Consider the following 22,196-nt stretch of genomic DNA (forward strand, 5'->3'; position numbering starts at 1 on the left):
GTAAGTCACAGCTTGGAAAAGCCGGTTCCGCTTCAAGCGGTTGGCGCCTTCCCTGCCTGTGAACAAGCTGTGGACCGGCCGCGGAAAAGCCGGGAAGTCCGGCCGCGGGCTGTTCGATCGCAAAGGCCGCCGTAGAATGGTTGTGCGGTCAAGCTCACGACCGTTAGTGTAGCAACTATCTCATCGGGACCGGCACGTGTGCCGGTCCCGATTGTTTGCCAGGACGAATGTCCTTGGCGGCGTCCCCTCCTCCCACAGAACGCTCATTTTGGCACCGGTTGGCAATTCCGGCCGACGACCGCGGTGCACGTCTTCCGTTTATGCATAGCTGCATTGCACAATAATTGTTTTCCAGCTGGTCAAAAATCAGGCATAAAGCACACAGCTGATGCACATGGCGGGTCTCCTCCCAGTCCGCCGCAGCAGCTGTTCCCCTCTGGAGGTTTTTGACCTTCACACCTTTATGGGCCGCGGTCTTCCGCTGGCCCTTTTTTCTTGCCCGAACGACGCCGCGTGCGCCAGGCGCTCTGCGCCCCAAATCTGCTGACGCTTCGTGCGGCATCCGACGCAGCAATTGCGTTTCGGCAAAAACCTGCTCTGTAATAAAGCCGATCGTCATATGGCTGGAGGTTACGGCTGGTGGAACCGACACAGTTGTTCGAGTTGGTGATCGGCATGTTCGTGGCGATCATCGCGCTGCATTATGTCGCCGACCGGTTGGCCCTGCCGCCCTCGGTGGCACTTTTGACCGGAGGCGCTCTGCTTGCCTTTGTCCCCGGACTGCCGACGATCGAGGTCGACCCCGAGCTGGTGCTCGTCATCTTCCTGCCGCCCCTGCTCATGGACGGCGCCTGGACGATCGCTCTCGGCCGCCTGCGGCGTCATTCGATCGGCATCGCTTCGCTGGCGGTCGGGGCCGTGTTTTTCACCTGCGCCGTCGTGGCAATGACGACGCATCTGCTCTTCCCGGCGCTGCCGCTTGCGGCCTGCGCCGCGCTCGGTGCCATCGTCGCGCCACCGGATGCCGTATCGGCTCGTGCCGTTCTTCAACGCGTGCGGCTGCCGCGGCGGCTACAAATCCTGCTTGAAGGCGAGAGCCTGCTCAACGACGCAAGCGGCCTCGTGCTTTTTCGCTTCGCCGTTGCCGCCGGTGTCACTGGCGCATTCAGCGCGGGCGAGGCCGTGGGCAACTTCTTCCTGCTGGCGATCGGTGGCGCCCTGGTCGGCATCGTGATCGGTAAGGGCTGGGTCCAGCTTGCGCGACGGCTTGGCGACGAATACCTGATCATCGCCGCGACCGTCCTGCTTTCCTGGACCTCCTATCTCGTCGGCGAGTTCCTGCACGTCTCCGGGGTCATCGCGACCGTAACCACGGGCCTCATCGCCAGCTGGCATCAGCACACGGTGCTGTCCGCCGCGACCCGCATGCGCGGAACATCGTTCTGGACGGTGATCGTCTTTCTGATGGAGGCCGCCGTCTTCATCCTGATCGGCCTGTCGCTTCGCGGCGTCGTCGAGCGCGGCGGCGGCTTCGAGACGGTTGCGGCAACCCTGGCATGGCCCATCGCCGTCATCCTCCTCGCGCTCACCCTTGCACGCTTCGTCTGGGTGTTCGGGTCGGATCTCGTGATCCGGCTCGGCAATGCGCTCGGGGTCAAGCGATATTCGCCAGTCGGCGCGCGCGGCGCGACCGTGCTTTCCTGGGCCGGCGTTCGCGGCGTGGTGACGCTCGCCCTTGCGCTGAGCGTGCCCGAGGGCTTTCCGGGCCGGGACTTCATCCTGGTGACCTCCTTTGCCGTGATCCTCGGAACGGTGCTGATCCAGGGCATGACGCTCGGTCGGGTGATCGCCTGGGCGCAGCTCGTCGAGCCTTCGTCGGAAAAGGCGCCCCTCACGCTCAGCCAGGCCGAGGCTGCCATGGCCCAGGCGCAACTCGTCACCATTCAAAGCCGGGCCTACGACACCGACGGCAATCTCATCCATCCGCAATTGCTGGACCGCTACCAGCGCCGGGCGGTGTCTATCGTCGACTACGCCGCACGCACGGAGCACTACGTGCCGATCCTGCATGCCCATTTCGACGTCGTCCTCGAGGCCGTCGCGACCGGGCGGCGCGAACTCATCCGGCTGCATCGCGCCGGCGAGATCGACGACGAAACGCTGCATGAACTGGAGCGGGATCTCGACCTTGAGGAGTTGAGCGCAATATCTGCCAAGGCATGAGCCTCTTTCCCGAACGTTTCTTTCCATTTTCTCCTTTGACCTGAAGGGCGGATGTCCTAGATGTCCGGCAGTTGGCGCCAACAGTCGAGGAGCTGAGAGCAATCAAAAAGTCGAAGGCGCCGAAATCACCAAAACCGAAGACGCTGTTGCAGAAGCTGGCCGCCTCGCCCGAGAAGCTGTTTTCGGGTTCGTTTCGCCAGCAATGCGCAGCACTTTGCTATCGTCCTGCGCCTGACGGGGCGATCGAGATCCTTCTGGTGACGTCGCGCGACAGCGGCCGATGGCTCATTCCGAAGGGCTGGCCGATGAAGCAGAAGGAACCGCATGAGGCCGCCGCCATCGAAGCGCTTCAGGAAGCCGGCGTCCGCGGCAAGGTCCGCAAGAAGCCGATCGGCAGCTACACGTACCTGAAGATGCTCGACGACGGCGACGTCGTCCCTTGCGTCGTCGACGTGTTCCAGATCGAAATCACCAAGCAGGTGGAAAAGTACAAGGAGAAAGGCGAGCGTCTGCTCGCCTGGGTGAGCCCTGACGAAGCGGCGCGGCGGGTTCGCGAGATCGAGCTTAAATCGCTGCTCGTCGACTTCAAGCCACGGTGACGCCGGCTATTCGGTCGAAAGCTGGTGTCGTGACGATTTGATCATCGGAAGGGGCGCCGTCGGTCGCACCGGGTTCAGTCGGGAGACGCCCGGATGACCAGCAGAAGGTCGACCTTCTGCCGCCGTCACATCAGCCGTTCGCCGTTTGCGCCGAAAACATGGAGTGCCTCGGCCTTCGCCCCAACCTTCACCGTGTCGCCGATTTCGTAGCGGGCCCTGCCCGATACGCGAAAGATCAGGTCCGCGCCGTTTTCCAGCCTTCCATGGATCAGGCTTTCCGCCCCGACCAGTTCGATCCCGTCGACCCGTACCGTCGCCGCGAACGGCGACGTGGCGGCGTCGGCCGCGAGCGGAGAAAGATCCTCCGGCCGCACGCCGAGGGTAAACTCGCCGTTCGGCCGCGAAACGTGCGGCGTAAGAGACCATCCGGCAGACACGTCCGCACCTTTGAGCAGGTTCATGGACGGCGAACCGATGAAGGTGGCGACGAAGGTCGTCGCGGGCCGCTCGTAAAGTTCAATCGGCGTGCCAACCTGCTCGATGCGGCCCGCATTGACGACGACTAGTCGGTCGGCAAGGGTCATCGCCTCCATCTGGTCGTGCGTGACATAGACGCTGGTGGTTCCAAGCGAGCGTTGAAGCCGTTTGATTTCAATGCGCATCTGCCCGCGCAGCTTCGCGTCGAGATTGGAAAGCGGTTCGTCGAAAAGGAAGGCGGCCGGCTGCCGCACGATGGCCCGCCCCATGGCGACACGCTGACGCTGGCCGCCCGAAAGCTGGCGCGGCTTGCGATCGAGATAGGCCTCGATCTCGAGCGTTCGGGCAGCCGTGGTGATGCGCCGATCGATCTCGTCAGCCGGCGTGTTCCGGTTCTTCAAGCCATAGGCGAGGTTCTGGCGCACCGTCATGTGCGGGTAGAGCGCGTAGTTCTGGAAAACCATGGCAATGTCGCGTTCGGCCGGCTCGACATCGTTGACCCGCCGCCCGCCAATATGGATGTCGCCGCCGGTGATGCCCTCGAGCCCTGCGATCATGCGCAGAAGCGTGGACTTGCCGCAGCCGGACGGGCCGACCAGAACGACGAACTCTCCATCGGCGATGTCGAGCGAGACACCCTTGATCGCGTCCACGGTGCCGTAGGTCTTGCGGATGTCTTTAAGCGTAATCTCAGCCATTACTTTTCTGTCTCCACAAGACCTTTGACGAACCAGCGCTGCATCAGCACCACGACGAGGATGGGTGGGATGATCGCGAGGATCGCAGTCACCATGACGTAGTTCCAGGGGGTCGAGGCATCGGTGAAGTCGATCATGCGCCTGAGCCCGATGATGATCGTGTTCATCTTGGCGTCGTTGGTGACGAGCAGCGGCCAGAGATACTGGGTCCAGCCATAGATGAAGAGAATGACGAAGAGCGCCGCGATGTTGGTTGCCGACAGCGGCAAGAGGATATCCTTCATGAAGCGGAACGGACCCGCATTGTCGATGCGCGCCGCCTCGACCAGTTCTCCTGGTATCGTCAGAAAAAACTGCCGGAAGAGGAATGTCGCGGTCGCCGAAGCCATCAGCGGCAATGTCAGGCCGGCATAGGTATCGATCAGGCCGAGATCGACGATCACCTTGTAGGTCGGCAGGATGCGCACCTCGACCGGAAGCATCAGGGTGATGAAGATCATCCAGAAGAACAGCATCTTCAGCGGAAAGCGGAAGAACACGATCGCAAAGGCCGACAGGAAGGAGATGACGATCTTGCCGACGGCGATCGCAAGGGCGACGACCGTGGAATTGAAGAGCAGCCGTTCGAGGCTGACGCCGACGACGCGCTCGACGCCGCCGCCGACGGCCTCACTATAGTTTTCGACCAGATGATTGCCGACCGTCAGCGACATCGGCGGGCGCACGATCTCGATCGAACTGTGGGTTGAGGCGATGAAGGTGTAGTAGATCGGCAGCGCGACGATGACGATGCCGATCACCAGGACCAGGTGGCTGATGAGCGTTGAAATGGGACGGTTCTCGATCATCGGCGTCTCACGAATAGTGGACCCGCTTCTCGACGAAGCGGAACTGGAAGGCCGTCAGGGCAACGACAATTGCCATCAGGATGACGGATTGGGCGGCCGAGCTGCCGAGGTCGAGATTGACGAAGCCGTCGTTGTAGACCTTGTAGACGAGCGTCTCTGTCGCCTTGGCGGGCCCCCCGCCGGTCACCGCGTGGATGATGCCGAAGGTGTCGAAGAAGGCGTAGACGGTGTTGACGACGAGCAGGAAGAACGTCGTCGGCGCAAGCAGCGGGAAGACGATGGTCCAGAAGCGTTTTGTACCGCGGGCGCCATCGATCGCGGCGGCCTCGATCAGCGATTTCGGGATCGCCTGCAGGCCGGCGACGAAGAAGAGGAAATTGTAGCTGATCTGTTTCCAGGCGGCGGCGACGACAACCAGCAACATCGCCTGGTCGCCGTTCAAGAGCGGATCCCAGGTGAAGCCATTGCGGCGCAGGATATAGGCGAACGTTCCCATTGCCGGGTTGAACATGAACAGCCAAAGCATGCCCGCCACGGCGGGAGCAACCGCATAGGGCCAGATGAGCAGCGTACGATAGACGTTTCGCCCGCGCACCACCCGGTCGACCGAGGTCGCGAGCAGCAGAGCGAGAGCCATCGACAGAAGTGCAGTTGCAAGGCTGAAGACGACCGTGACCTGCAGCGAATGCAGGTAATCCGGATTGGACAGGATGGCGCGGAAATTGGCGAGGCCGACGAAGCCGGATTTCAGGCCAAAGGGATCCTCGCGCAAGACCGACTGGTAGAGCGCCTGGCTTGCCGGCCAGAAGAAGAACACCACGGTAAGCACGATCTGCGGCGCCAGCAGAAGATACGGCAGCACCTTGTTGGGAAAGACGACGGACTGCATGGCGTGCCCCTTCCGTGAAAGATCGGGCCCGTGCGTTAAGGTGACACGGGCCCTATGGTTGGGGGATTAGTTGCCGGCCGCGGCGGCAATCGCCGCGTTGGCCTTCTCGACACCTTCGGTCAGGGCAGCCTTTGCGTCCTTCTGCCCGGCAAGCATGGCCTCGAACTGTTCGTTGAGGATGTCGCGAACCTGGGGAAGATTGACGAGGCGGACCCCCTTGGAGTTTTCCGTCGGCGCCTTGCCCATCATCTGCTTGATCGGGGTTTCGCGACCGGGGTTCTTTTCATAGAAGCCGGACTTCTTGGTTTCTTCATAGGCTGCAAGCGTCACCGGCAGATAGCCGGAGACCTGATGGAGCTGAGCCTGGGTTTCCGTTTTCGACAGGAAATGGAAGAACTCCGCAACGCCCTTGTATTCGGCGTCTTCCTTGCCGGCAAACACCCAGAGACTTGCGCCGCCGGGAATGGTGTTCTGAGGACCGTGGCCTTCATAATAGGGAAGCTGGCCGACGCCGTAATTGATGCCGGATTTCACGATGTCGCCGAGGCCACCGGAAGACTCCGTCAGGATGGCGCATTCGCCCGACATGAAGAGCTGCTTTGCTTCCGATGTGCGGCCGCCATAACGGAACGTGCCGTCCTTGGCGAGATCCGCAATCGACTGGAAGTGCTCGACGAAGAGCGGGGCATCGATCTTCAGCTCCACGTCCAGGCCGGCAAGCCCGTTTTCGTTGGTGCCATAGGGCACGTTGTTCCAGGCAGAAAAATTCTCGGTCTGGATCCAGGTCAGCCAGGTCGAGGTGAAACCGCAATTCGCCGCGCCACTTGCCTTGATCTTCTTGGCGGCATCGAACACTTCGGGCCAGGTTGCCGGTGGTTTCTCCGCGTCGAGACCAGCCTTCGAGAAGGCATCCTTGTTGTAGTAGAGGATCGGTGAGGACGAGTTGAACGGGAAGGACAACATCGTGCCGTCGGGCTTGGAGTAATATGCGACGATGCCCGGCAGGTACTGGTCCTTGTTGAATTCGTAGCCACCCTTCTTGAGGACGTCGACAACCGGGACCACGGCGCCTTCAGCGCCCAGCATCACGCCGCTGCCGGCGTCGAAGACCTGCAGAATGGCGGGAGCCTGCTTGGAGCGGAAAGCGGCGATGCCCGCGTTCAGCGTCTCGCCATAGGTGCCCTTGAACACAGGGACAATCTTGTACTCCGACTGGCTTTCGTTGAACTCCTTGGCAAGCCTTTCGACCGTTTCGTTGTTGGCGCCGGTCATCGCGTGCCACCAGGAAAGCTCCGTTGCTGCCAGAGCGTCCGAGGCGGCAACGATCGAAAGCGCGGATGTGGCCGCAAGGGCCCACTTGGATACTCGCATGAAGGTTCCTCCCATCATTAAGACGAAAATGTTTGTCCTCGGGCGCGTCAGCTCTCCTCAATCAGACGCGTCTGGCTTTCGTGGCGAAAGCGACCTGATTAAAAACGAACGAGAACGAACCCGCAAGAGAAAATGGAACGAGAAAACCGAAGATATTGTGGATCGGAATATTCATTCTGCTTTATATGCGCGATAACTAAATCAGATGATGGCGATGGAAGGATCATCGCCGATCATGCGCCGCCAATCGTTTGATGCCCGGAAAATGCGCGCAAGGGCTCGAAGAGCGGGCATCCGCTGCGACGGCTGCCGGCCTGCGCGCTCGATGGATCCGCCAAGACAGCTATGGCCGCGTGCCGACGACCGGAAGCGCTGCCTGACGTCGAGGCGCGCTCGAGGGATCGTTGCAAACGCAATGAACACGCGGACGATACCCGCGCCTTCGCTTGCTCCTCAGGACATCCAGGAACAGCGTGACTGCCTGCATTTCGTCGTCGAAGTGATGGGCCATCGATTGTCCCGAGGTGCCGATCCGGCCCCAGCGGCGCGTCAGACACGCAGTTCCAAACAGCGTCCGCTCAATCGACATGGCATAGAAGCGAGCCATGTTTGCGCTCGCATCCGTTCTCTCGACATAGAGGTGATAGGGCTGATTAAGCATGGGACGACGATGGGCCAAGGAGGTGCCGCGCGTCCAACGAGAGTTTTGAATCGATCGCAGCCGATCGATTCAAAACGTTGATGTGTGCCTGGCCGTGTTATTGCACGGCGGTCGTTCCATAGACGAGATTCGGCAGCCACAGCGACAGCTGCGGGAACATGCTCAGCATCACGAGCAGCACCATCATCATCGCCAGGTAAGGCAGCACCTCGCGGGCATAGGCCATCATCGGCACCTTCAGCACCATGGACGAGATGTACATCAGCCCCCCGACCGGCGGGGTGATGCCGGCAATGGTCAGGTTGGTGATGAAGACGACGCCGAAATGCACCCGGTCGATCCCGACGCCGTCGATGATCGGGATCAGCATCGGGGTCAGGATGATGAGCGCTGCCGATCCCTCGATCGCCGTGCCGATGACGATCAGCAGAACGTTGATAAGAAGCAGCATCAGGAGCGGATTATCAGTTGCACCGCCGAGCCAGCCGGACATGGCCTGCGGCACCTGTTCCCAGGCGAGATAGAAGCCGAAGGCGGCCGCCGCGCAGATCATGATCATCACCACGGCGGAATCGCGCACCGCCTCGGCCAGCACCTCGGGGATCTGGCGAAAGGTGAACTCGCGATAGCCGAAGACGGCGACGAAGAGCACGTAGACGACGACAACCGCGCCGGCCTCCGTGGTGGTGAAGATGCCGTAGCGCGTGCCCGCGAAGATGACGACCGGGATCGACAGCGCCCAGAGGCCGTCGATCAGCGCCCGGCTCGCCTCCGCCCTGCTGGCGCGCTCCTTGCGCAGCGGCTTGTAACCGCGCTTGCGGGCGATGAAATAGGTGGTGATCATCAGACCGGTCGCGAGCACCAGGCCAGGCACGACGCCGGCGGCAAAGAGCCGACCGATCGAGGTTTCGGCCAGGAAGCCATAGACGATGAGACCGATCGAAGGCGGAATCAGGCTGGTGATGATCGCCGCCGAGGAGGTGATGACGGCGGCGAAGGCACGGCTATAGCCCCGTTCCGACATTTCGACGCCGAGCGTCTTTGCGAGCATTGCAGCGTCGGCGTTGGCCGACGCGGTGAGGCCGCCGAGAAGCGTGCCGAGCACCGTGCACATCTGCGCCAGCGCGCCGGTCATGTGACCGACCATGACGTCGGCAAGCGCCAGCAGGCGGCGGGTGATGCCCGATGCGTTCATGATGCAGCCGGCAAGCACGAAGAGCGGCAGCGCCAGCAGCGACACGGACTGGCTGCCCTCGGCCATCTCCTGTGCGAAGTTGGCAAGCGGGATCATGTCCATGTTGATGAAGAAGAAGGCGAGCGCCCCGATCGCCATCGCCCAGGTGATCGGCGTCGACAACAGGAAGAGGACGACGACGAGGAGCGAGGGGCCGGCAAGATGAAAGAAGGTCATATCAGCGATTCCACATTGCGGTGCAGGCGTTCGGTCCAGGGTCTTTCGACAATCAGGTGCTGGAGGAACATGCCGGCCGACGCCAGCGCCAGCGGCCCGTAGGAGAGACTGCGCGACAGGTCCATCGCGATCGTGTGCACGTGGCGCGACGTCCAGGCCTGCCAGCCGAAGAGAACGGTCATGACGATGAAGAACAGCGCCAGCAGCAGATAGTTGAACCAGGCGATCGCCTGCTGCCAGCCGTTGGGCAGCGCTGCGACGAGCACGTCGATTGCCGCGTGGGTGCCGAGACGAACGCCGGCGACCGCGCCGAAGAAGACGAGATAGGCAAAGGCCATGATCGCCAGCTCATAGGTCCAGGCAGCCGGCTGCGGGAAGATGTAGCGGCTGACGACGCCCCAGAGGATCGAAAAGACGATGACGAGGAGTGCCGCGACGCCGATCGCTTCATCGGCGCGCCGCAGGCTGAAGAGAGGAGCGGTCTCTTCAGGGGAAGGTGAGGTTTCCATAACGGCCTCAATCATTTTGAAAGGCGAAACAGAGCCGGCGCTTGAACCGGCCGATGGCTTTGCGTCCGGGCACCGGCTGATCGGCCCCGACGCGATCGCGACGCGGCATCTCTATCGCCGCGTCGCGCAATTGCCGGCTTTACTGTGCCATCGCCTTCTGGACCTGGTCGTACATGCCAGGGGTGATGTTCGGCACTTTCTCGTAGGCCGCGCGCGAGGCTTCGATGAAGGCCGGGATATCGATGTCGGTGACGATCTCGACGCCGGAGGCCGAAAGCTGCTTGGCGTAGGCGTCATCCGTTTCGAGCGTCATCGCCGTCAGTTCCTTGGCGATCGTCTGGCCTTCCTCGAGCAGGATTTTCTGCAGGTCTTCCGGCAATCCGTTGAAGAACTGGCTGGACGCCACCCACGCCGTGAACATGATCTGGTGGCCGGTCTTGGAGATGACGTTGCGGGTCTCGTTGAGCTTTGCGCCGGCGATCGAGCCGAAGGGGCCCTCTGCCGCATCGACGACCCCGGTCTGAAGGGCGTTGTAGACGTCGCCCCACGGCAGTTCCGTCGGCCGTGCGCCGTAGTTGCCGAAGGTCGCCATCATGATCGGCGACGAGGGAACGCGGATGGTGACGCCGGCAAGATCGGCCGGTGAGCGCACCGGCTTGTTCGCGATGATGTGACGATAGCCGAAAAGACCGTTCGGCATGATGATCTTGATGCCCTGCGCCTCCAGCTTGCCGGAGAGTTCCTTGTAGAGGTCGGACGCGAAGAGGCGGTCCGTCGCCGCCAGATCCGGGTAGACATAGGGGCCTGCCAGAATGGAGAGATCCGGCACGAACTGGCCGAGCTGACCGTAGTCCGTGGCGCTGAGCAGGCTTGCGCCGCTCATGACCATCTCGTTGACCTTCTTCTGCGCGCCCAGTTGATCGCCGGTCATGACGGTGATCGCGATACGGCCGCCCGAGCGTTCACCGACGCGCTCGGCGTAGGTCTTCATCGCCTTGACGATCGGCTCGTTGGGGTTCACCTGCGACGTCGAGAACCGCAGGCTGTATTCCTGCGCCTGAGCGACGCCGCAAAAGGACAGGGCAGCCATGGCAGCAGCCAGAACAAGGGTCTTCATCTTTCCTCCTCTTTCCGGACTCCCCTCCGGAATTCACAATGAATGAATAGATCATTCATAAATGAACGCATGCCGTCAAGAGGCGGCATGCCACGGCGCGTGGAAAGGAAGCGAATAACGACGAAGCCGGAGCAGTTCTCACTGCTCCGGCCTCACATTCTTAAAGACTGTATTTTTATATGAAAGTTTCTCGCACTAACCGCCGAACGTGTATTCGGCGATCGATTGCGGCTTCATCTCGATCGAGAAGCCGGGCCGTTGCGGCGGCATGTAGGCGGCATTCTCGATGACGCAGGGGTCGAGGAAATGTTCGTGCAGATGGTCGACATACTCGATGACGCGGCCGTCCTTCGTGCCGGAGACGGCGACATAGTCGATCATCGACAGGTGCTGCACATATTCGCACAAGCCCACACCGCCGGCATGCGGCCAGACCGGCAGCCCGTATTTGGCGGCAACGAGCAGAACTGCCAGCACTTCGTTCAAGCCGCCCATGCGGCACGAGTCGATCTGGACGATGTCGATCGCGCCCTCGGCGATGAACTGCTTGAACATGATGCGGTTCTGGCACATCTCGCCGGTCGCGACCTTCACCGGACCGATCGCTTCGCGGATCTTGCGGTGCCCGGCTACATCGTCGGGGTTCGTGGGCTCCTCGATGAAGAAGGGCTTGGCGAAGGCGAGCTGCTTGACCCAGTCGATCGCCTCGCCGACCTCCCAGACCTGGTTGGCGTCGATCATCAGATAGCGCTCGGGCCCGATCACCTCACGCGCGATCGTCAGCCGCCGGATGTCGTCGGCAAGATCGCGGCCGACCTTCATCTTGATGTGATTGAAGCCCTCGTCGATCGCCTCCTGGGCAAGGCGCCTGAGCTTGTCGTCGTCATAACCGAGCCAGCCGGCGGACGTCGTGTAGCAGGCATAGCCCTCCCGCTCGAGCGTCGCGATGCGCTGCGCCTTGCCCGATTCGGCCTTGCGCAAGATCGCGATCGCTTCATCGCGGGTCAGCACATCCGTCATGTAGCGGTAGTCGACGATGTCGGCGATCTCTTCCGGCGACATGTCGGCGACCAGCCGCCAGACGGGCTTGCCCGCTTCCTTGGCCAAGAGATCCCAGACGGCGTTGACCACGGCACCGGTGGCGAGATGCATCGCCCCCTTCTCCGGGCCGATCCAGCGCAACTGGCTGTCGCTCGTCAGGTGCCGCCAGAAGCGGCCGGGATGGGCGAGGATGTCTGCCGTATCCTGGCCAACGATCAGGTGCCGCATGGCCTTGATCGCCATGCAGCAGATGTCGTTGCCGCGGCCGATGGTAAAGGTGAGACCATGGCCAGCAACGCCCTCCCTGTCGGTGTCGAGGATGACATAGGCCGCGGAGTAGTCCGGGTCCGGGTTCATCGCGTCGGAACCGTCGAGGCTCTGCGAAGTGGGAAAGCGCAGGTCGAAGACGCGCAGGTCAGTGATGCGGGTCATGGTCACTCCAGTCGATGGGTATCAATTGTCCGCGCGAACGGACTGCTTCTGGCTGCCGAGGCCCTCGATGCCGAGTTCGACGACATCACCGGCCTTGAGGTAACGCGGCGGCTTCATGCCCATGCCGACGCCGGGCGGGGTGCCGGTGGAGATGATGTCGCCCGGCTGCAACGACATGAACTGCGACAGGTACGAAACGAGATAGGCGACGCCATAGACCATGGTCTTCGACGAGCCGTTCTGCATGGTCTCGCCATTGACCTTCAGCCACATCGGCAGGTTCTGCGGATCCGGGACCTCGTCCTTGGTCACGAGCCAGGGGCCTGTCGGGCCAAAGGTGTCGCAGGACTTGCCCTTGGTCCACTGGCCCTGGCGCTCGATCTGGAAGGCGCGTTCGGAAACATCGTGCACGGTGCAGTAACCGGCGACGTAGTCGAGGGCCTCGGCCTCGGTGACGTACTTTGCCTTGCGGCCGATGACGACGCCGAGTTCTACTTCCCAGTCGGTCTTCTCCGAGCCACGCGGGATGACCAGGTCGTCGTTCGGACCGACGATCGCCGACGTCGCCTTCATGAAGATGATCGGCTCGGAGGGAACCGTGGCGCCGGTCTCGGCGGCATGGTCGGAATAGTTGAGGCCGATGCAGATGAACTTGCCGGTGCCGGCGACGCAGGGGCCGAGGCGCTGGTTGCCGTCGACAGCGGGCAGGCCGGCGAGATCGAGCGCCTTTAGTTCGGCGAGCTTGTCGGGGTCGAGTGCGGCGCCGGAGAAATCGGCGACGTGGCCCGAGAGGTCGCGCAAGGTACCGCTCGCATCGAGGATGCCCGGCTTTTCCTGACCCGGGAGGCCGTAACGAAGAAGTTTCATGTCTCTGCTTCCTGCTTCTGTGTGTTGTCAGATGGTCCAGCCGCCATCGATGGCATAGGCCTGGCCGGTCGTATAGGTGGCGCCCGCGAGGTGGACGGCAAGGTCGGCGATCTCTTCCGGGGTGCCGAGGCGGCCCATCGGCTGGCGGGCGATGAAGGCGGCCCGCGCCGTTTCATAGTCGCCCTGAGCGCGCATGCGGTCCTGCAGGGACGGGCTTTCGACCGTACCGGGGCAGATGGCGTTGCAACGGATGCCCTGAGATACGTAATCGGCAGCGACGGCCTTCGTGAGACCGATGACGGCCGCCTTGGTGACGCCATAGGCGAAGCGGTTCGGCACACCCTTGATGCTGGAAGCGACCGAGGCCATGTTGATGATCGCGCCATCCTTGCGCGCAAGCATGCCCGGCAGCACCGCACGGATGGTGCGGATCATCGCCTTGACGTTGAGGTCGAGGGCGAATTCCAGATCGGCGTCCTTCATCTCCAGGATCGAGCCCGCATGGACGAAGCCGGCGCAGTTGAAGAGGATATCGACGGCGCCGATCTTCGCGACGAGCGCTTCGACGGCCTGCGTGTCGAGCACGTCGAGCCGGTGCGTCTCGACGTCGGTTTCCTTGGCGAGTGCTGCGAGCGCATCGGCGTTGATGTCGGTCGCGTGCACCTTGGCGCCGGCTTTTGCGAAGGCCAAAGCCGAAGCGCGGCCGATGCCTTGAGCCGCAGCCGTAATCAGGACGACCTTGCCTTTAAGATCCGCTGTCATTCTCGATCCCTCATGCTTTGCGTTCGACGACCAGGATATGGTCGGCGGCGAGAACGACCTCGCCACGCTGGTTGATAACTTCTAACCGTTCCACGACGCGGCCCGCCTTCGGCCGCTTCGGATCGTCCTCCTTGGCGGAGATCGTCACGCGGGTGCGGATCGTATCGCCGATATGAACAGGGCGCACGAAACGCAGACGATCATAGCCGTAGGAAAAGGCAACCGGATTGATCAGTGATGCGGTCAGCCCCACGCCGATCGAAAAGATCATGGTGCCGTGGGCGATGCGCTGGCCGCCCGGCAGGGTCTTGGCGAACTCCGCGTCCATGTGGTGCGGAAAGAAATCGCCGGTGTGGCCGGCATGGACGACGAAGTCGGTCTCGGTGATCGTGCGACCCGTCGTCAGGCGCTCATGGCCGAGCTCATAGTCTTCGAAATGGATGATCTGTTCCGACATGTCATCGTCCCGGAAGGGCCGCGATCGCCGTTGCCGGCGCGGCACTCGATTGATAGGCGGCCTCGACCAGGGCCATCGTCTGCCAGGCATCTTCGACCGAGCCGATCAGCTCCTGGTCCTCTCCCACGACGAAACGCTGCAGATTGGCCATGCGGTTGACAAAGGCATCGGGGAACCAGGCGCCTTCGAGCGGGACCGACACCCAGTCGGCCGCCCCTGCGGGCCGGATCCAGAGCTCGTCCGGCTCGCCCCTGGGATAGTCGAGGTTGACGCCGAGCTTGACGTAGGCCGCACCCGAGGTTCCGGAGATGCGGAATTCGCAGGCCTGGAACTTGCGGCCGAAATCGTGGTCGTGGTTGACCGAGAGCGCGCAGCGCACGCGATCGCCATAGTCGAGGATCGCAGCCGTGCGCGTCTGGGCGACCTCGTGGTTCGGATGGCCGATCGTTTTCGCATGCACGCCCAAGGGATTGCCGAGCAGGCCGCGCACCAGATCCAGATAGTGGATCGAGTGCATCGCGATCTCGATGCGCGGCAGACCTTTCAGGAACGGCCACAGGCCCCAGGGGGTTGCCTGCGCCAGCCAGGCGTCGAAATCGACGACCTCGCCGAGGTAGCCCTTGGCGATCGCATCTTTCAGCGCCAGCATCATCGGGGCGAAGCGAAGCTGGAAGTTGACGGCGGCCTTGAGCTTGCGTGTGCGGCAGATCTCCAGAATGGCGGTAGCCGCCGCGAGATCCGACCCCATCGGCTTCTGGATGAGGGCGGCAGCGCCCACCGGCAACTTGGCGAGGATAGGCGCGTGGGCGGCAGGCGGGGTCGCGAGGTCGAAGATCGCACCTTCGACAGCAAGCGCGTCCGCCTCGTTGTCGAAGGCCCGGATAGACCATTTGTCTGCAAGCGCAGTCGCCTTGGAATGGTCGGGATCGTAAATCCCGGCAACCGGGAAGCCGGCCTGGCGATAGGCCGGCAGGTGCGCGTCGCCGACGATGCTGCCGGCGCCGAAGATCACGATCGGCCGCGGTTTAGCGGGCTTCGGCCACCACTGCCTGAGCGCGCCGGGGTCGAAATTCTCAGCCATGGTGGAAAACCTCCTCCATCATCGCCCACCACTCGCCTTCCTGGCGCGTCTCAAGCGGCTTCTGGCAGGGCATGCAGACAGACCACCATTCCTGGTTCTTCGGGTGTGCCGCCATTTTGGCCATGTCGGCCTCGAAATCCGAGCCGACATATTCCCAATAGCCGAACAGCAGGTTCTCCGGTTCTTTCAGGAAGATCGAGTAGTTGGTGACGTTGCACTCGGAGATCAGCGCGAGGATCTCCGGCCAGACGGCGGCATGCAACGCCTTGTATTCTGCGATCTTCGACGCTTCGAGGCCGATCACCATTCCCATTCGCTGCATCTTGCTTCTCCGCCTCGTCCTATTGCGCAATTCCGAACGCAAAACCGCTTCACACTTTTGCTGGAATTGCTTTAGCCACGAAACTCGCGGGTGAATTCGCCGATCGAGCGTGCTTTCACCGCGTCCCAGTCCCAGGAAATCCCGATGCCCGGCTCGGACGGCGCTAAAGCGCGGCCGTTCTTGATCTCCATGCCCTTCGTCGTCAGATCGTCGAGCTGCGGAATGTATTCGACATATTTGCCGTTCGGCACGGCACAGACGAGGCTGACATGCAGTTCCATCAGGAAATGCGGGCAGACCGGGATGTCGAAGGCTTCCGCCGCATGTGCCACCTTCAGCCACGGCGTGATGCCGCCGATGCGGGCGACGTCCACCTGCACGATCGAGCAGGCGCCCTTCTGCATGTATTCGCGGAAGTGGCGGATCGAATACATCGATTCTCCGACCGCGATCGGCGTCGGCGTCGAGCGCGTCAGCCGGATATGGCCGTCGAGATCGTCGGCCGGCAGCGGCTCCTCGATCCAGGCGAGATCCAGCTCCTTCAGCCGGGACGCCCGGCGGATCGCCTCGTCGACAGTGAAGCCCTGGTTGCAATCCGTCATGATCTCGAAGCCATCGCCGAGCGCCTTGCGCATGGCCGACAGACGATCATAGTCCTCCGAGCCATGCGGCTTGCCGATCTTCACCTTCGAACCGGAAAAACCCTTGGCCTTGGCGGCGAGCGCATCCTCGACGAGCGCTTCCTTCTCGATATGCAGCCAGCCGCCCTCGGTGGTGTAGAGCGGGCAGCTATCCTTGGCGCCGCCGGCAAGTTTCCAGAGCGGCAGCTTCTGCTTTTTGGCGCGCATATCCCAAAGGGCGGTGTCGACGGCGGCCAGCGCCAGCGCGGTGATCGCGCCGATCGTCGTTGCGTGGGTCGCGAACTCCATCTTGTGCCAGATCGCCTCGATGCAATCGGCGTCCTCGCCAATCAGGATCGGCACCAGGTGGTCGGAGAGCAGCCGCATCACCGACGAACCGCCGGTACCGATCGTGTAGCTGTAGCCAGTGCCCGTCGCGCCATCGCTGTCGGTGATGGTGACGATGGGCGTTTCCTGGCTGACGAAGCTCTGGATTGCATCGGTCCGCTTCACCTTCGGCGGCAGGTCGACCATGCGCAGTTCAATTTTCTCGATTCTTGCCATGTCAGCCTTCCAGAGCCTTGCCGGTATCGATGTCGAAGAGATGGGCGCGGGAGAGATCGAAGCTCATGCGCACCTTCTCGCCCGAGGTAAGCGGGCGCGGATTGAGCATGCGTGAAACCCAGTCGCGGCCGTTGAACTGAATGAAGACGAGCGTCTCGTTGCCGAGCGGTTCGGTGATCGACACCGGCAATTCCACCTCGTGCACGGCGGCCGGATCGCCGGCATGTAGTCCGTGGCCGCTCGGATAGATATCGTCGGGCCGGAGGCCGAACGTCACCTTCTGGCCGGGACGCAGCGCATTTGTAAAACGCGGCGGGATCGGCAGCCGCATGCCGCTTACAAAGACCAGCGTGCCGTTGTCGACGATCGCCTCGTCCATGTTCATCGGCGGCGAGCCGATGAAGCCGGCGACGAACTTTGTGGCCGGGCGCTGGAACACTTCTTCCGGCGTGCCCACCTGCTCGATGTAACCGTCGCGCATGATGACGATGCGGTCGGATAGGGTCATCGCCTCGACCTGGTCGTGGGTGACGTAGATCATCGTCGCCTGCATGCGGGCGTGCAGCTTCTTGATCTCGGTGCGCACCTGGGTGCGCAGCTTCGCATCGAGGTTCGACAAGGGTTCGTCGAACAGGAAGACATCGGGCTGGCGCACGATGGCGCGGCCCATGGCGACGCGCTGGCGCTGGCCGCCGGAAAGCTGCGACGGCCGCCGCTCCAGGAGATGGCTAAGATCGAGGATGGCAGCCGCCTCGTCGACACGCACCTTGATCTCGTCCGGCTTGCGTCCTGCGATCTTCAGCGAAAAACCCATGTTTTCGGCGACCGTCATATGCGGGTAGAGCGCGTAAGACTGGAAGACCATGGAGATGTTGCGGGCGCGCGGCGGCAGGTCGTTGACCTTGCGGCCACCGATCTCGATCGCGCCGTCGCTGACGTCTTCAAGCCCCGCGATCATGCGCAGCGTCGTCGACTTGCCGCAGCCCGACGGTCCGACGAGCGCGATGAACTCGCGGTCCTTGACCTCGAGATCGATGCCGTGGACGACCTCGAGCGCGCCGTAGCGCTTGACCAGTTTCCTGAGGGTGACAGGAGCCATGAACGATTATCCTTTCACCGCGCCGAAGGTCAGGCCCGAGACGAGGTGCTTCTGAATGATGAAGGTAAGGGTCAGCGCCGGGATGATCATCACGACGGCGAGCGCACACATGCCGCGCCAGTCGATGGTGAATTCGGCGGTATAGTCGAGAAGCCCGACCGGCAGGGTCTTGGAATTGACCGAGCGGGTGATCTGCGAGGCGAGTGCATATTCGTTCCAGGATGTGAGGAACGCAAAGATGCCGGCAGACGCGATGCCGGGACCGGCGAGCGGAAACTCCACCTGCCAGAATGCCTGCCACGGCGTGCAGCCGTCGATCTGGGCGGCCTCCGCCAGATCCTTCGGCACCTGCCGGAAGAAGCCGTCGATCAGCCAGATGGTGAAGGGCACGTTGAGCGCCACATAGGTGAGGATCAGCGAGAAGTGCGTGTCGATGATGCCGGTGCGGGCGTAGAGCATGAACAGCGGCAGCGACAGCGCAATGCCGGGCACGGCGCGCGTCAGCATGAAGCCGAGGAAGATCGCCGACTTCGCCTTGAAGCGGTAGCGGGCAAAGGCATAGCCGCCGGCCATGCCGATCGCAAGCGCGATCACCGTCGAGGTCACCGAGATGATCAGCGAGTTGCGGAAATAGTCCCAGACGGGAACACCCCCCTGCCCCGCGCCCGAGAACATGGCGCGGTAAGCATCGAGCGAAATGCTCTCAGGGATCCAGACCGGCGGCTTCGCCATGATCTCGACGGTCGGGCGCAATGACGACAGCACGATCCAGAGGCCGGGCAGGCAGATCACCGCCATGGCGAGAAACAGGCCGATCAGATGCGCTGTCTTGAGCAGGCGGCGGCGCAGGCGGTGCGAAGCGTTGATATCCATTACCACTCGGCTCCGATCTGCTGGCGCGCCGCGGCGAGCTTGCGGAAGAAATAGACGGTGAAGACGATCGACAACAGGATCGCGACATAGGCCATGGCGTTGGCGAGCCCCATGCGGGCGTCCGCATAGGCCGTGCGGCCGACGAGCGTCCACAGAAGCTCGGTGCGCTTGGCCGGGCCGCCATCGGTCATGATCTTGACGATGTCATAGGCCCGCGCCACGTCGAGCGAACGGATCGTCATGGCGATGAAGGCAAAGGGCATGAGATAGGGCCAGGTGACATAGCGGAAGGTCTGCCAGGGCGTGCAGCCGTCGACATGGGCGGCCTCGACCGGATCCTTCGGCATCGCAAGCAGGCCGGCAAGGATCAGGATGGCAAAGACGGCGGTCGAGGACCAGACTTCGGCGATGATGATGGAAAGCAGCGCCAGATTGCCGTCGATCAGCCAGGGGATCGCCTGGTCGGTCAGCCCCAGCGACTGCAGCGCATTGTTGACGAAGCCGATATTGTCGTTGAACAGGAACTTGAACTGGAAGCCGACCAGCACCGGCGAAAACATCATTGGAAACATCATCATGGTGCGCAGCAGGCGCTGGCCATGGGTCGCCTTGTTGACGAGCAGCGCCAGCCCGAGGCCGAGCAGCATTTCGGCATTGAGCGCCACCGTCAGCAACAGCACGGTGCGGCCGAAGGCGATCCAGAACTCGGCATTACCGAGAACGGTCATGTAGTTGCGCAGGCCGACAAAGACCCACAACGTCTCAGGCCTGGTCAACCGGAACGGCGTGAAGCTCGAATAGAAGGAAAACATCAGCGGCAGGACGATGACCGCCGCAAGCACGACGAAGGCCGGAAGCAGAAGCAGGGCCGGTGCTGACAATTTCTTGAGCTTCATCGGGCAGTCCTGAGGATGATATGAAATGGCTGAGGCGGCGCCGGCGCCCTCAAGGCATCGGCGCCGCCTCTTTGGTCAGGGGTCAGAGCTTGCCCGCGTCTTCGAGAATGCCGGTCGCCTTTTCGGCGGCGGCATCCAGCGCTTCCTTCGACGTCTTGTCGCCGAGGATGGCGGCCTGCAGTTCCGGATAGACGGCGTTGGAGATCTCGATCCACTCGGCGGTCTTTGGAACCGGGAAGGCATGCTTGGCAGCTTCCTGGAAGGCCTGCAGCACCTCTGTCTTATAGGCGTCGCCTGCGGCTTGCTTGATGTTGTATTCCCAGACGGCCGTCCGCGTCGGCAGGGGGCCGGCTGCCGATTCCAGCTTCTGGCTGTCCTCGTTGGTCAGCCACCAGACGAGCGAGGCGGCCGCGTCCTTGTTGGCGCAGTCCTCGGTTACCGAGAAGCCGTGATGGCCCGACCAACCGGTGCGCTTACCGGAGGAACCGGCCGGCTGCACCTTCACGCCGACATTGCCGGCGACCTTGGAGGACTTCGGGTCGTTGAAGAAGCTCGCCCAGCCAGGCCAGTCGAGGTTGAGCGCGATCGAGCCCGAGGCAAAGCCCTGGCCGAGGTCGTCCCAGAGATAGTTGGTCGTGCCCGGGGGCACCGCCTTGTCCTTGTAGAGCTTGACGAACCAGTCGAGCGCGCGCACGCCGGCTTCGGAATTGAAGGCCGGGCGGCCGTCCTTGTCGAGATATTCGCCACCCTCGGCGACCAGCATTTCATAGAAGCGGCCGTTGATCGCCTCTTCCTTGCCGGCGAACTGCGTGCCGTAGAAGTTCGGCGGTGCTGCGAAGAATTCGGCCTGGTCGCTCACCTGCGCCCAGGTGTCCGGCGGCGCGAGATCGTAGCCGTACTTGGCCTTGAAGGCCGTCTTCTTGGCTTCGTCCTGATAGAGGCTCTTCTGGTAATAGAGCGCCGACACGTCGAACTGGGCGCGCGGCAGCATCACCAGCTTGCCGTCGAGCGTCGAGGCATCGATCAGCGCCGGCACGAACTTGGCGATTTCTTCCGGCGGCAGCAACGCGAGCAGGTCGGTGTAGATGTCGGGATACTGCGGCGCGAAGGAGGAGTGGTTGGAGCCGACGCACCAGCTGACGCCGCCGGTCGCGATGTCCGACTTGATCTCCTTGTCGAGCTCGAAGTGGTTCTTCTTCGACAGAATGTTGACCTTGGCGCCGGTCGCCTTCTCCCATTCTCCGATGCGCTCATAGAGCTTTTCGTATTGCTGACCGCCGATCAGCTTGGCGTCGATCGTGACGCCTTCGAACTTGCCGGGCAGGTCCGCGGCGCTGGCCGCCCCCATCGCGCAGGCAAGCATAAGGACGCCGGCAGAGACGCCGGCAAGCAGCCTTTCCATTTCCACTCCCTCCCTGGTTCACGCCCTCTTCCCGGCGCGACTTTCTCATTTGTGAGAAACTAATTCATATACAAACAACAATTTTATGAGGCGTCAAGGGAGAACTTTCCTTTGTCGGCGGCTTCTTCTGCGTATATGGATATCAATATTCACTAAGGAGGCTTCATGGATACCGAAGAGTCAGATCGCTATCGCGCACCGGCCCTTGATAAGGGGCTCGACATTCTCGAGCTGCTCGCCAGCGTCGACGGCGGACTGACGCAGGCGGAGATCTCAAAGCGCCTGAACCGGAGCCCGAACGAGTTCTACCGCATGCTCGACCGGCTGGTGCGACGCGGCTATGTCACCCGCATCGACGGCGATCGTTATTCGCTGACGCTGAAGCTGTTCGGGCTTTCGCAACTGCATGCGCCGGTGCGCCGGCTTGCCTCCTACGCGACGCCGCTGATGCGCGATCTGGCGCAGCGCTCGAAGCAGGCAAACCACCTCGCGGTGTTCGACCGCGGCTCCGCTGTGGTTATCGCCCAGCAGGAAGCGCCTGATTACTGGGGGATCTCGATCCGGGTGGGATCGCATATCAGCCTGTTCGATACCGGCTCCGGCCACATCCTGCTCGCCTTCCGCTCGGTCGAAGAGCGCGAGATGATGATTGCGGAACATGCCAAGAGCAAGGACGAGGTTCCGCGCGGACCGGAGTTCTACGCCCGCCTCGACCAGATCCAAGAGCGCGGCTACGAGATGATGGCGAGCGCCCAGACGGCCGGCGTCTACAACCTCTCGGCGCCGATCCTCGGGCCCGATGGACGGGGGATTGCCGCGTTGACCGTGCCCTATATCGCACTCGTCAACGCGCCGTCGGCCCCGGATATCACCGAAACCATCGCCCTGCTTCTGAAAACAGCCGAGCAACTGTCGACGCTTGCGGGTTCGGACGTGGTGCCGGCAACCGATTGACGCCGGCCTGCGACGGCCGTACT

General features: G+C 62.5%; 23 protein-coding genes and 1 pseudogene. 5 read left to right on the plus strand and 19 right to left on the minus strand.

Annotated elements, in window-relative coordinates; translation table 11 throughout:
- Positions 1 to 639: 639 nt before the first annotated feature.
- Together C1A35_RS08080 and C1A35_RS08085 are read left to right on the plus strand one after the other, a co-directional pair.
- Positions 640 to 2,223, plus strand: a complete 1,584-nt coding sequence (locus tag C1A35_RS08080) for a Na+/H+ antiporter (RefSeq protein WP_104663819.1) — start codon at positions 640 to 642, stop codon at positions 2,221 to 2,223.
- A gap of 92 nt (positions 2,224 to 2,315) precedes the next feature.
- On the plus strand, positions 2,316 to 2,822 hold the full coding sequence (locus C1A35_RS08085) for an NUDIX hydrolase (protein WP_104663938.1): 507 nt from the start codon (positions 2,316 to 2,318) through the stop codon (positions 2,820 to 2,822).
- 125 nt (positions 2,823 to 2,947) lie between these two features.
- On the opposite strand, the gene C1A35_RS08090 is transcribed toward C1A35_RS08085, so the two are convergent.
- From C1A35_RS08090 to ugpB, 4 genes are all read right to left on the minus strand, one after another.
- Positions 2,948 to 3,997 carry a sn-glycerol-3-phosphate import ATP-binding protein UgpC gene (locus C1A35_RS08090; RefSeq protein WP_104663820.1) on the minus strand — a complete coding sequence of 350 codons (1,050 nt, stop codon included), beginning with the start codon at positions 3,995 to 3,997 and terminating at the stop codon, positions 2,948 to 2,950.
- Positions 3,997 to 4,845 (minus strand): sn-glycerol-3-phosphate ABC transporter permease UgpE, encoded by an 849-nt coding sequence (gene ugpE, locus C1A35_RS08095; RefSeq protein ID WP_104663821.1) that lies wholly within the window; start codon positions 4,843 to 4,845, stop codon positions 3,997 to 3,999. The genes C1A35_RS08090 and ugpE overlap by 1 nt, the downstream gene beginning before the upstream one ends.
- Before the next feature lie 7 nt (positions 4,846 to 4,852).
- The gene (ugpA, locus tag C1A35_RS08100; RefSeq protein WP_104663822.1) at positions 4,853 to 5,734 is read right to left on the minus strand and encodes a sn-glycerol-3-phosphate ABC transporter permease UgpA; all 882 of its coding nucleotides are present in this window, start codon (positions 5,732 to 5,734) and stop codon (positions 4,853 to 4,855) included.
- 66 nt (positions 5,735 to 5,800) lie between these two features.
- Positions 5,801 to 7,105: a sn-glycerol-3-phosphate ABC transporter substrate-binding protein UgpB gene (ugpB, locus tag C1A35_RS08105; protein WP_104663823.1), complete on the minus strand. Its 1,305-nt coding sequence runs from the start codon at positions 7,103 to 7,105 to the stop codon at positions 5,801 to 5,803.
- Here ugpB and C1A35_RS35845 point away from each other — a divergent pair.
- Positions 7,104 to 7,301, plus strand: coding sequence for a hypothetical protein (locus C1A35_RS35845; protein ID WP_158665019.1), 198 nt, complete (start codon positions 7,104 to 7,106; stop codon positions 7,299 to 7,301). The two genes, ugpB and C1A35_RS35845, sit on opposite strands and share 2 nt — an antisense overlap.
- 147 nt (positions 7,302 to 7,448) lie before the next feature.
- On the opposite strand, the gene C1A35_RS08110 is transcribed toward C1A35_RS35845, so the two are convergent.
- The 10 genes from C1A35_RS08110 to C1A35_RS08155 all read right to left on the minus strand — a co-directional run bounded on the left by C1A35_RS08110 (position 7,449) and on the right by C1A35_RS08155 (position 15,765).
- Positions 7,449 to 7,766, minus strand: a complete 318-nt coding sequence (locus tag C1A35_RS08110) for a WGR domain-containing protein (RefSeq protein WP_104663824.1) — start codon at positions 7,764 to 7,766, stop codon at positions 7,449 to 7,451.
- Between the two features lie 97 nt (positions 7,767 to 7,863).
- Positions 7,864 to 9,177 (minus strand): TRAP transporter large permease, encoded by a 1,314-nt coding sequence (locus tag C1A35_RS08115; RefSeq protein ID WP_104663825.1) that lies wholly within the window; start codon positions 9,175 to 9,177, stop codon positions 7,864 to 7,866.
- A complete protein-coding gene (locus C1A35_RS08120) occupies positions 9,174 to 9,686 on the minus strand; it encodes a TRAP transporter small permease (RefSeq protein ID WP_104663826.1) in 513 nt (170 codons plus the stop codon). The genes C1A35_RS08115 and C1A35_RS08120 overlap by 4 nt, the downstream gene beginning before the upstream one ends.
- Positions 9,687 to 9,825: 139 nt before the next feature.
- A complete protein-coding gene (locus C1A35_RS08125) occupies positions 9,826 to 10,803 on the minus strand; it encodes a C4-dicarboxylate TRAP transporter substrate-binding protein (protein ID WP_104663827.1) in 978 nt (325 codons plus the stop codon).
- 195 nt (positions 10,804 to 10,998) lie between these two features.
- A complete protein-coding gene (locus tag C1A35_RS08130; RefSeq protein ID WP_104663828.1) occupies positions 10,999 to 12,276 on the minus strand; it encodes an L-fuconate dehydratase in 1,278 nt (425 codons plus the stop codon).
- 21 nt (positions 12,277 to 12,297) lie between these two features.
- Positions 12,298 to 13,143, minus strand: a complete 846-nt coding sequence (locus tag C1A35_RS08135; RefSeq protein ID WP_104663829.1) for a fumarylacetoacetate hydrolase family protein — start codon at positions 13,141 to 13,143, stop codon at positions 12,298 to 12,300.
- Positions 13,144 to 13,170: 27 nt separating this feature from the next.
- Positions 13,171 to 13,905, minus strand: coding sequence for an SDR family oxidoreductase (locus C1A35_RS08140; protein ID WP_104663830.1), 735 nt, complete (start codon positions 13,903 to 13,905; stop codon positions 13,171 to 13,173).
- 10 nt (positions 13,906 to 13,915) lie between these two features.
- A complete protein-coding gene (locus tag C1A35_RS08145; protein WP_104663831.1) occupies positions 13,916 to 14,362 on the minus strand; it encodes a MaoC/PaaZ C-terminal domain-containing protein in 447 nt (148 codons plus the stop codon).
- A 1-nt stretch (position 14,363) separates the two neighbouring features.
- The gene (locus C1A35_RS08150; protein WP_104663832.1) at positions 14,364 to 15,443 is read right to left on the minus strand and encodes a Gfo/Idh/MocA family protein; all 1,080 of its coding nucleotides are present in this window, start codon (positions 15,441 to 15,443) and stop codon (positions 14,364 to 14,366) included.
- Complete coding sequence (locus tag C1A35_RS08155; protein ID WP_104663833.1) at positions 15,436 to 15,765, minus strand: L-rhamnose mutarotase; 330 nt, start codon at positions 15,763 to 15,765, stop codon at positions 15,436 to 15,438. Before C1A35_RS08155 ends, C1A35_RS08150 begins: the two co-directional genes overlap by 8 nt.
- On the opposite strand from C1A35_RS08155, the pseudogene C1A35_RS37330 reads away from it, so the two are divergent.
- Positions 15,717 to 15,914: pseudogene (locus C1A35_RS37330) on the plus strand (hypothetical protein); the annotation flags it as partial. The gene C1A35_RS08155 and the pseudogene C1A35_RS37330 overlap by 49 nt on opposite strands.
- Here the strand turns inward: C1A35_RS37330 and C1A35_RS08160 are convergent.
- The 5 genes from C1A35_RS08160 to C1A35_RS08180 all read right to left on the minus strand — a co-directional run bounded on the left by C1A35_RS08160 (position 15,837) and on the right by C1A35_RS08180 (position 21,219).
- Positions 15,837 to 16,949 (minus strand): mandelate racemase/muconate lactonizing enzyme family protein, encoded by a 1,113-nt coding sequence (locus C1A35_RS08160; protein WP_104663834.1) that lies wholly within the window; start codon positions 16,947 to 16,949, stop codon positions 15,837 to 15,839. The pseudogene C1A35_RS37330 and the gene C1A35_RS08160 sit on opposite strands and share 78 nt — an antisense overlap.
- Before the next feature lies 1 nt (position 16,950).
- Complete coding sequence (locus C1A35_RS08165) at positions 16,951 to 18,048, minus strand: ABC transporter ATP-binding protein (protein ID WP_104663835.1); 1,098 nt, start codon at positions 18,046 to 18,048, stop codon at positions 16,951 to 16,953.
- A gap of 6 nt (positions 18,049 to 18,054) precedes the next feature.
- Positions 18,055 to 18,921: a carbohydrate ABC transporter permease gene (locus C1A35_RS08170; protein WP_104663836.1), complete on the minus strand. Its 867-nt coding sequence runs from the start codon at positions 18,919 to 18,921 to the stop codon at positions 18,055 to 18,057.
- Positions 18,921 to 19,817 (minus strand): carbohydrate ABC transporter permease, encoded by an 897-nt coding sequence (locus C1A35_RS08175; protein WP_104663837.1) that lies wholly within the window; start codon positions 19,815 to 19,817, stop codon positions 18,921 to 18,923. Before C1A35_RS08175 ends, C1A35_RS08170 begins: the two co-directional genes overlap by 1 nt.
- A gap of 82 nt (positions 19,818 to 19,899) precedes the next feature.
- A complete protein-coding gene (locus tag C1A35_RS08180; protein ID WP_104663838.1) occupies positions 19,900 to 21,219 on the minus strand; it encodes an ABC transporter substrate-binding protein in 1,320 nt (439 codons plus the stop codon).
- A 165-nt stretch (positions 21,220 to 21,384) separates the two neighbouring features.
- Between C1A35_RS08180 and C1A35_RS08185 the strand changes: the two genes are divergently transcribed.
- Positions 21,385 to 22,173, plus strand: a complete 789-nt coding sequence (locus tag C1A35_RS08185; protein WP_104663839.1) for an IclR family transcriptional regulator — start codon at positions 21,385 to 21,387, stop codon at positions 22,171 to 22,173.
- The last annotated feature ends 23 nt before the right edge of the window (positions 22,174 to 22,196 follow it).

It is taken from the genome of Ensifer adhaerens, from assembly GCF_002940685.1.
In the GTDB taxonomy this organism is placed as follows: domain Bacteria; phylum Pseudomonadota; class Alphaproteobacteria; order Rhizobiales; family Rhizobiaceae; genus Ensifer; species Ensifer adhaerens_E.

What these genes read in the sequence shown, in the direction of transcription:
- C1A35_RS08130 (WP_104663828.1), bottom strand. Translation starts at nt 12,276, where the DNA reads ATGACCCGCATCACTGACCTGCGCGTCTTCGACCTGCGCTTTCCCACT.
- C1A35_RS08155 (WP_104663833.1), bottom strand. Translation starts at nt 15,765, where the DNA reads ATGCAGCGAATGGGAATGGTGATCGGCCTCGAAGCGTCGAAGATCGCA.
- C1A35_RS08180 (WP_104663838.1), bottom strand. Translation starts at nt 21,219, where the DNA reads ATGGAAAGGCTGCTTGCCGGCGTCTCTGCCGGCGTCCTTATGCTTGCC.
- C1A35_RS08125 (WP_104663827.1), bottom strand. Translation starts at nt 10,803, where the DNA reads ATGAAGACCCTTGTTCTGGCTGCTGCCATGGCTGCCCTGTCCTTTTGC.
- C1A35_RS08135 (WP_104663829.1), bottom strand. Translation starts at nt 13,143, where the DNA reads ATGAAACTTCTTCGTTACGGCCTCCCGGGTCAGGAAAAGCCGGGCATC.
- C1A35_RS08120 (WP_104663826.1), bottom strand. Translation starts at nt 9,686, where the DNA reads ATGGAAACCTCACCTTCCCCTGAAGAGACCGCTCCTCTCTTCAGCCTG.
- C1A35_RS08110 (WP_104663824.1), bottom strand. Translation starts at nt 7,766, where the DNA reads ATGCTTAATCAGCCCTATCACCTCTATGTCGAGAGAACGGATGCGAGC.
- C1A35_RS08145 (WP_104663831.1), bottom strand. Translation starts at nt 14,362, where the DNA reads ATGTCGGAACAGATCATCCATTTCGAAGACTATGAGCTCGGCCATGAG.
- ugpA (WP_104663822.1), bottom strand. Translation starts at nt 5,734, where the DNA reads ATGCAGTCCGTCGTCTTTCCCAACAAGGTGCTGCCGTATCTTCTGCTG.
- ugpE (WP_104663821.1), bottom strand. Translation starts at nt 4,845, where the DNA reads ATGATCGAGAACCGTCCCATTTCAACGCTCATCAGCCACCTGGTCCTG.
- C1A35_RS08140 (WP_104663830.1), bottom strand. Translation starts at nt 13,905, where the DNA reads ATGACAGCGGATCTTAAAGGCAAGGTCGTCCTGATTACGGCTGCGGCT.
- C1A35_RS08165 (WP_104663835.1), bottom strand. Translation starts at nt 18,048, where the DNA reads ATGGCTCCTGTCACCCTCAGGAAACTGGTCAAGCGCTACGGCGCGCTC.
- C1A35_RS08160 (WP_104663834.1), bottom strand. Translation starts at nt 16,949, where the DNA reads ATGGCAAGAATCGAGAAAATTGAACTGCGCATGGTCGACCTGCCGCCG.
- C1A35_RS08175 (WP_104663837.1), bottom strand. Translation starts at nt 19,817, where the DNA reads ATGAAGCTCAAGAAATTGTCAGCACCGGCCCTGCTTCTGCTTCCGGCC.
- C1A35_RS08170 (WP_104663836.1), bottom strand. Translation starts at nt 18,921, where the DNA reads ATGGATATCAACGCTTCGCACCGCCTGCGCCGCCGCCTGCTCAAGACA.
- C1A35_RS08090 (WP_104663820.1), bottom strand. Translation starts at nt 3,997, where the DNA reads ATGGCTGAGATTACGCTTAAAGACATCCGCAAGACCTACGGCACCGTG.
- C1A35_RS08185 (WP_104663839.1), top strand. Translation starts at nt 21,385, where the DNA reads ATGGATACCGAAGAGTCAGATCGCTATCGCGCACCGGCCCTTGATAAG.
- C1A35_RS08115 (WP_104663825.1), bottom strand. Translation starts at nt 9,177, where the DNA reads ATGACCTTCTTTCATCTTGCCGGCCCCTCGCTCCTCGTCGTCGTCCTC.
- C1A35_RS08150 (WP_104663832.1), bottom strand. Translation starts at nt 15,443, where the DNA reads ATGGCTGAGAATTTCGACCCCGGCGCGCTCAGGCAGTGGTGGCCGAAG.
- ugpB (WP_104663823.1), bottom strand. Translation starts at nt 7,105, where the DNA reads ATGCGAGTATCCAAGTGGGCCCTTGCGGCCACATCCGCGCTTTCGATC.
- C1A35_RS35845 (WP_158665019.1), top strand. Translation starts at nt 7,104, where the DNA reads ATGAAGGTTCCTCCCATCATTAAGACGAAAATGTTTGTCCTCGGGCGC.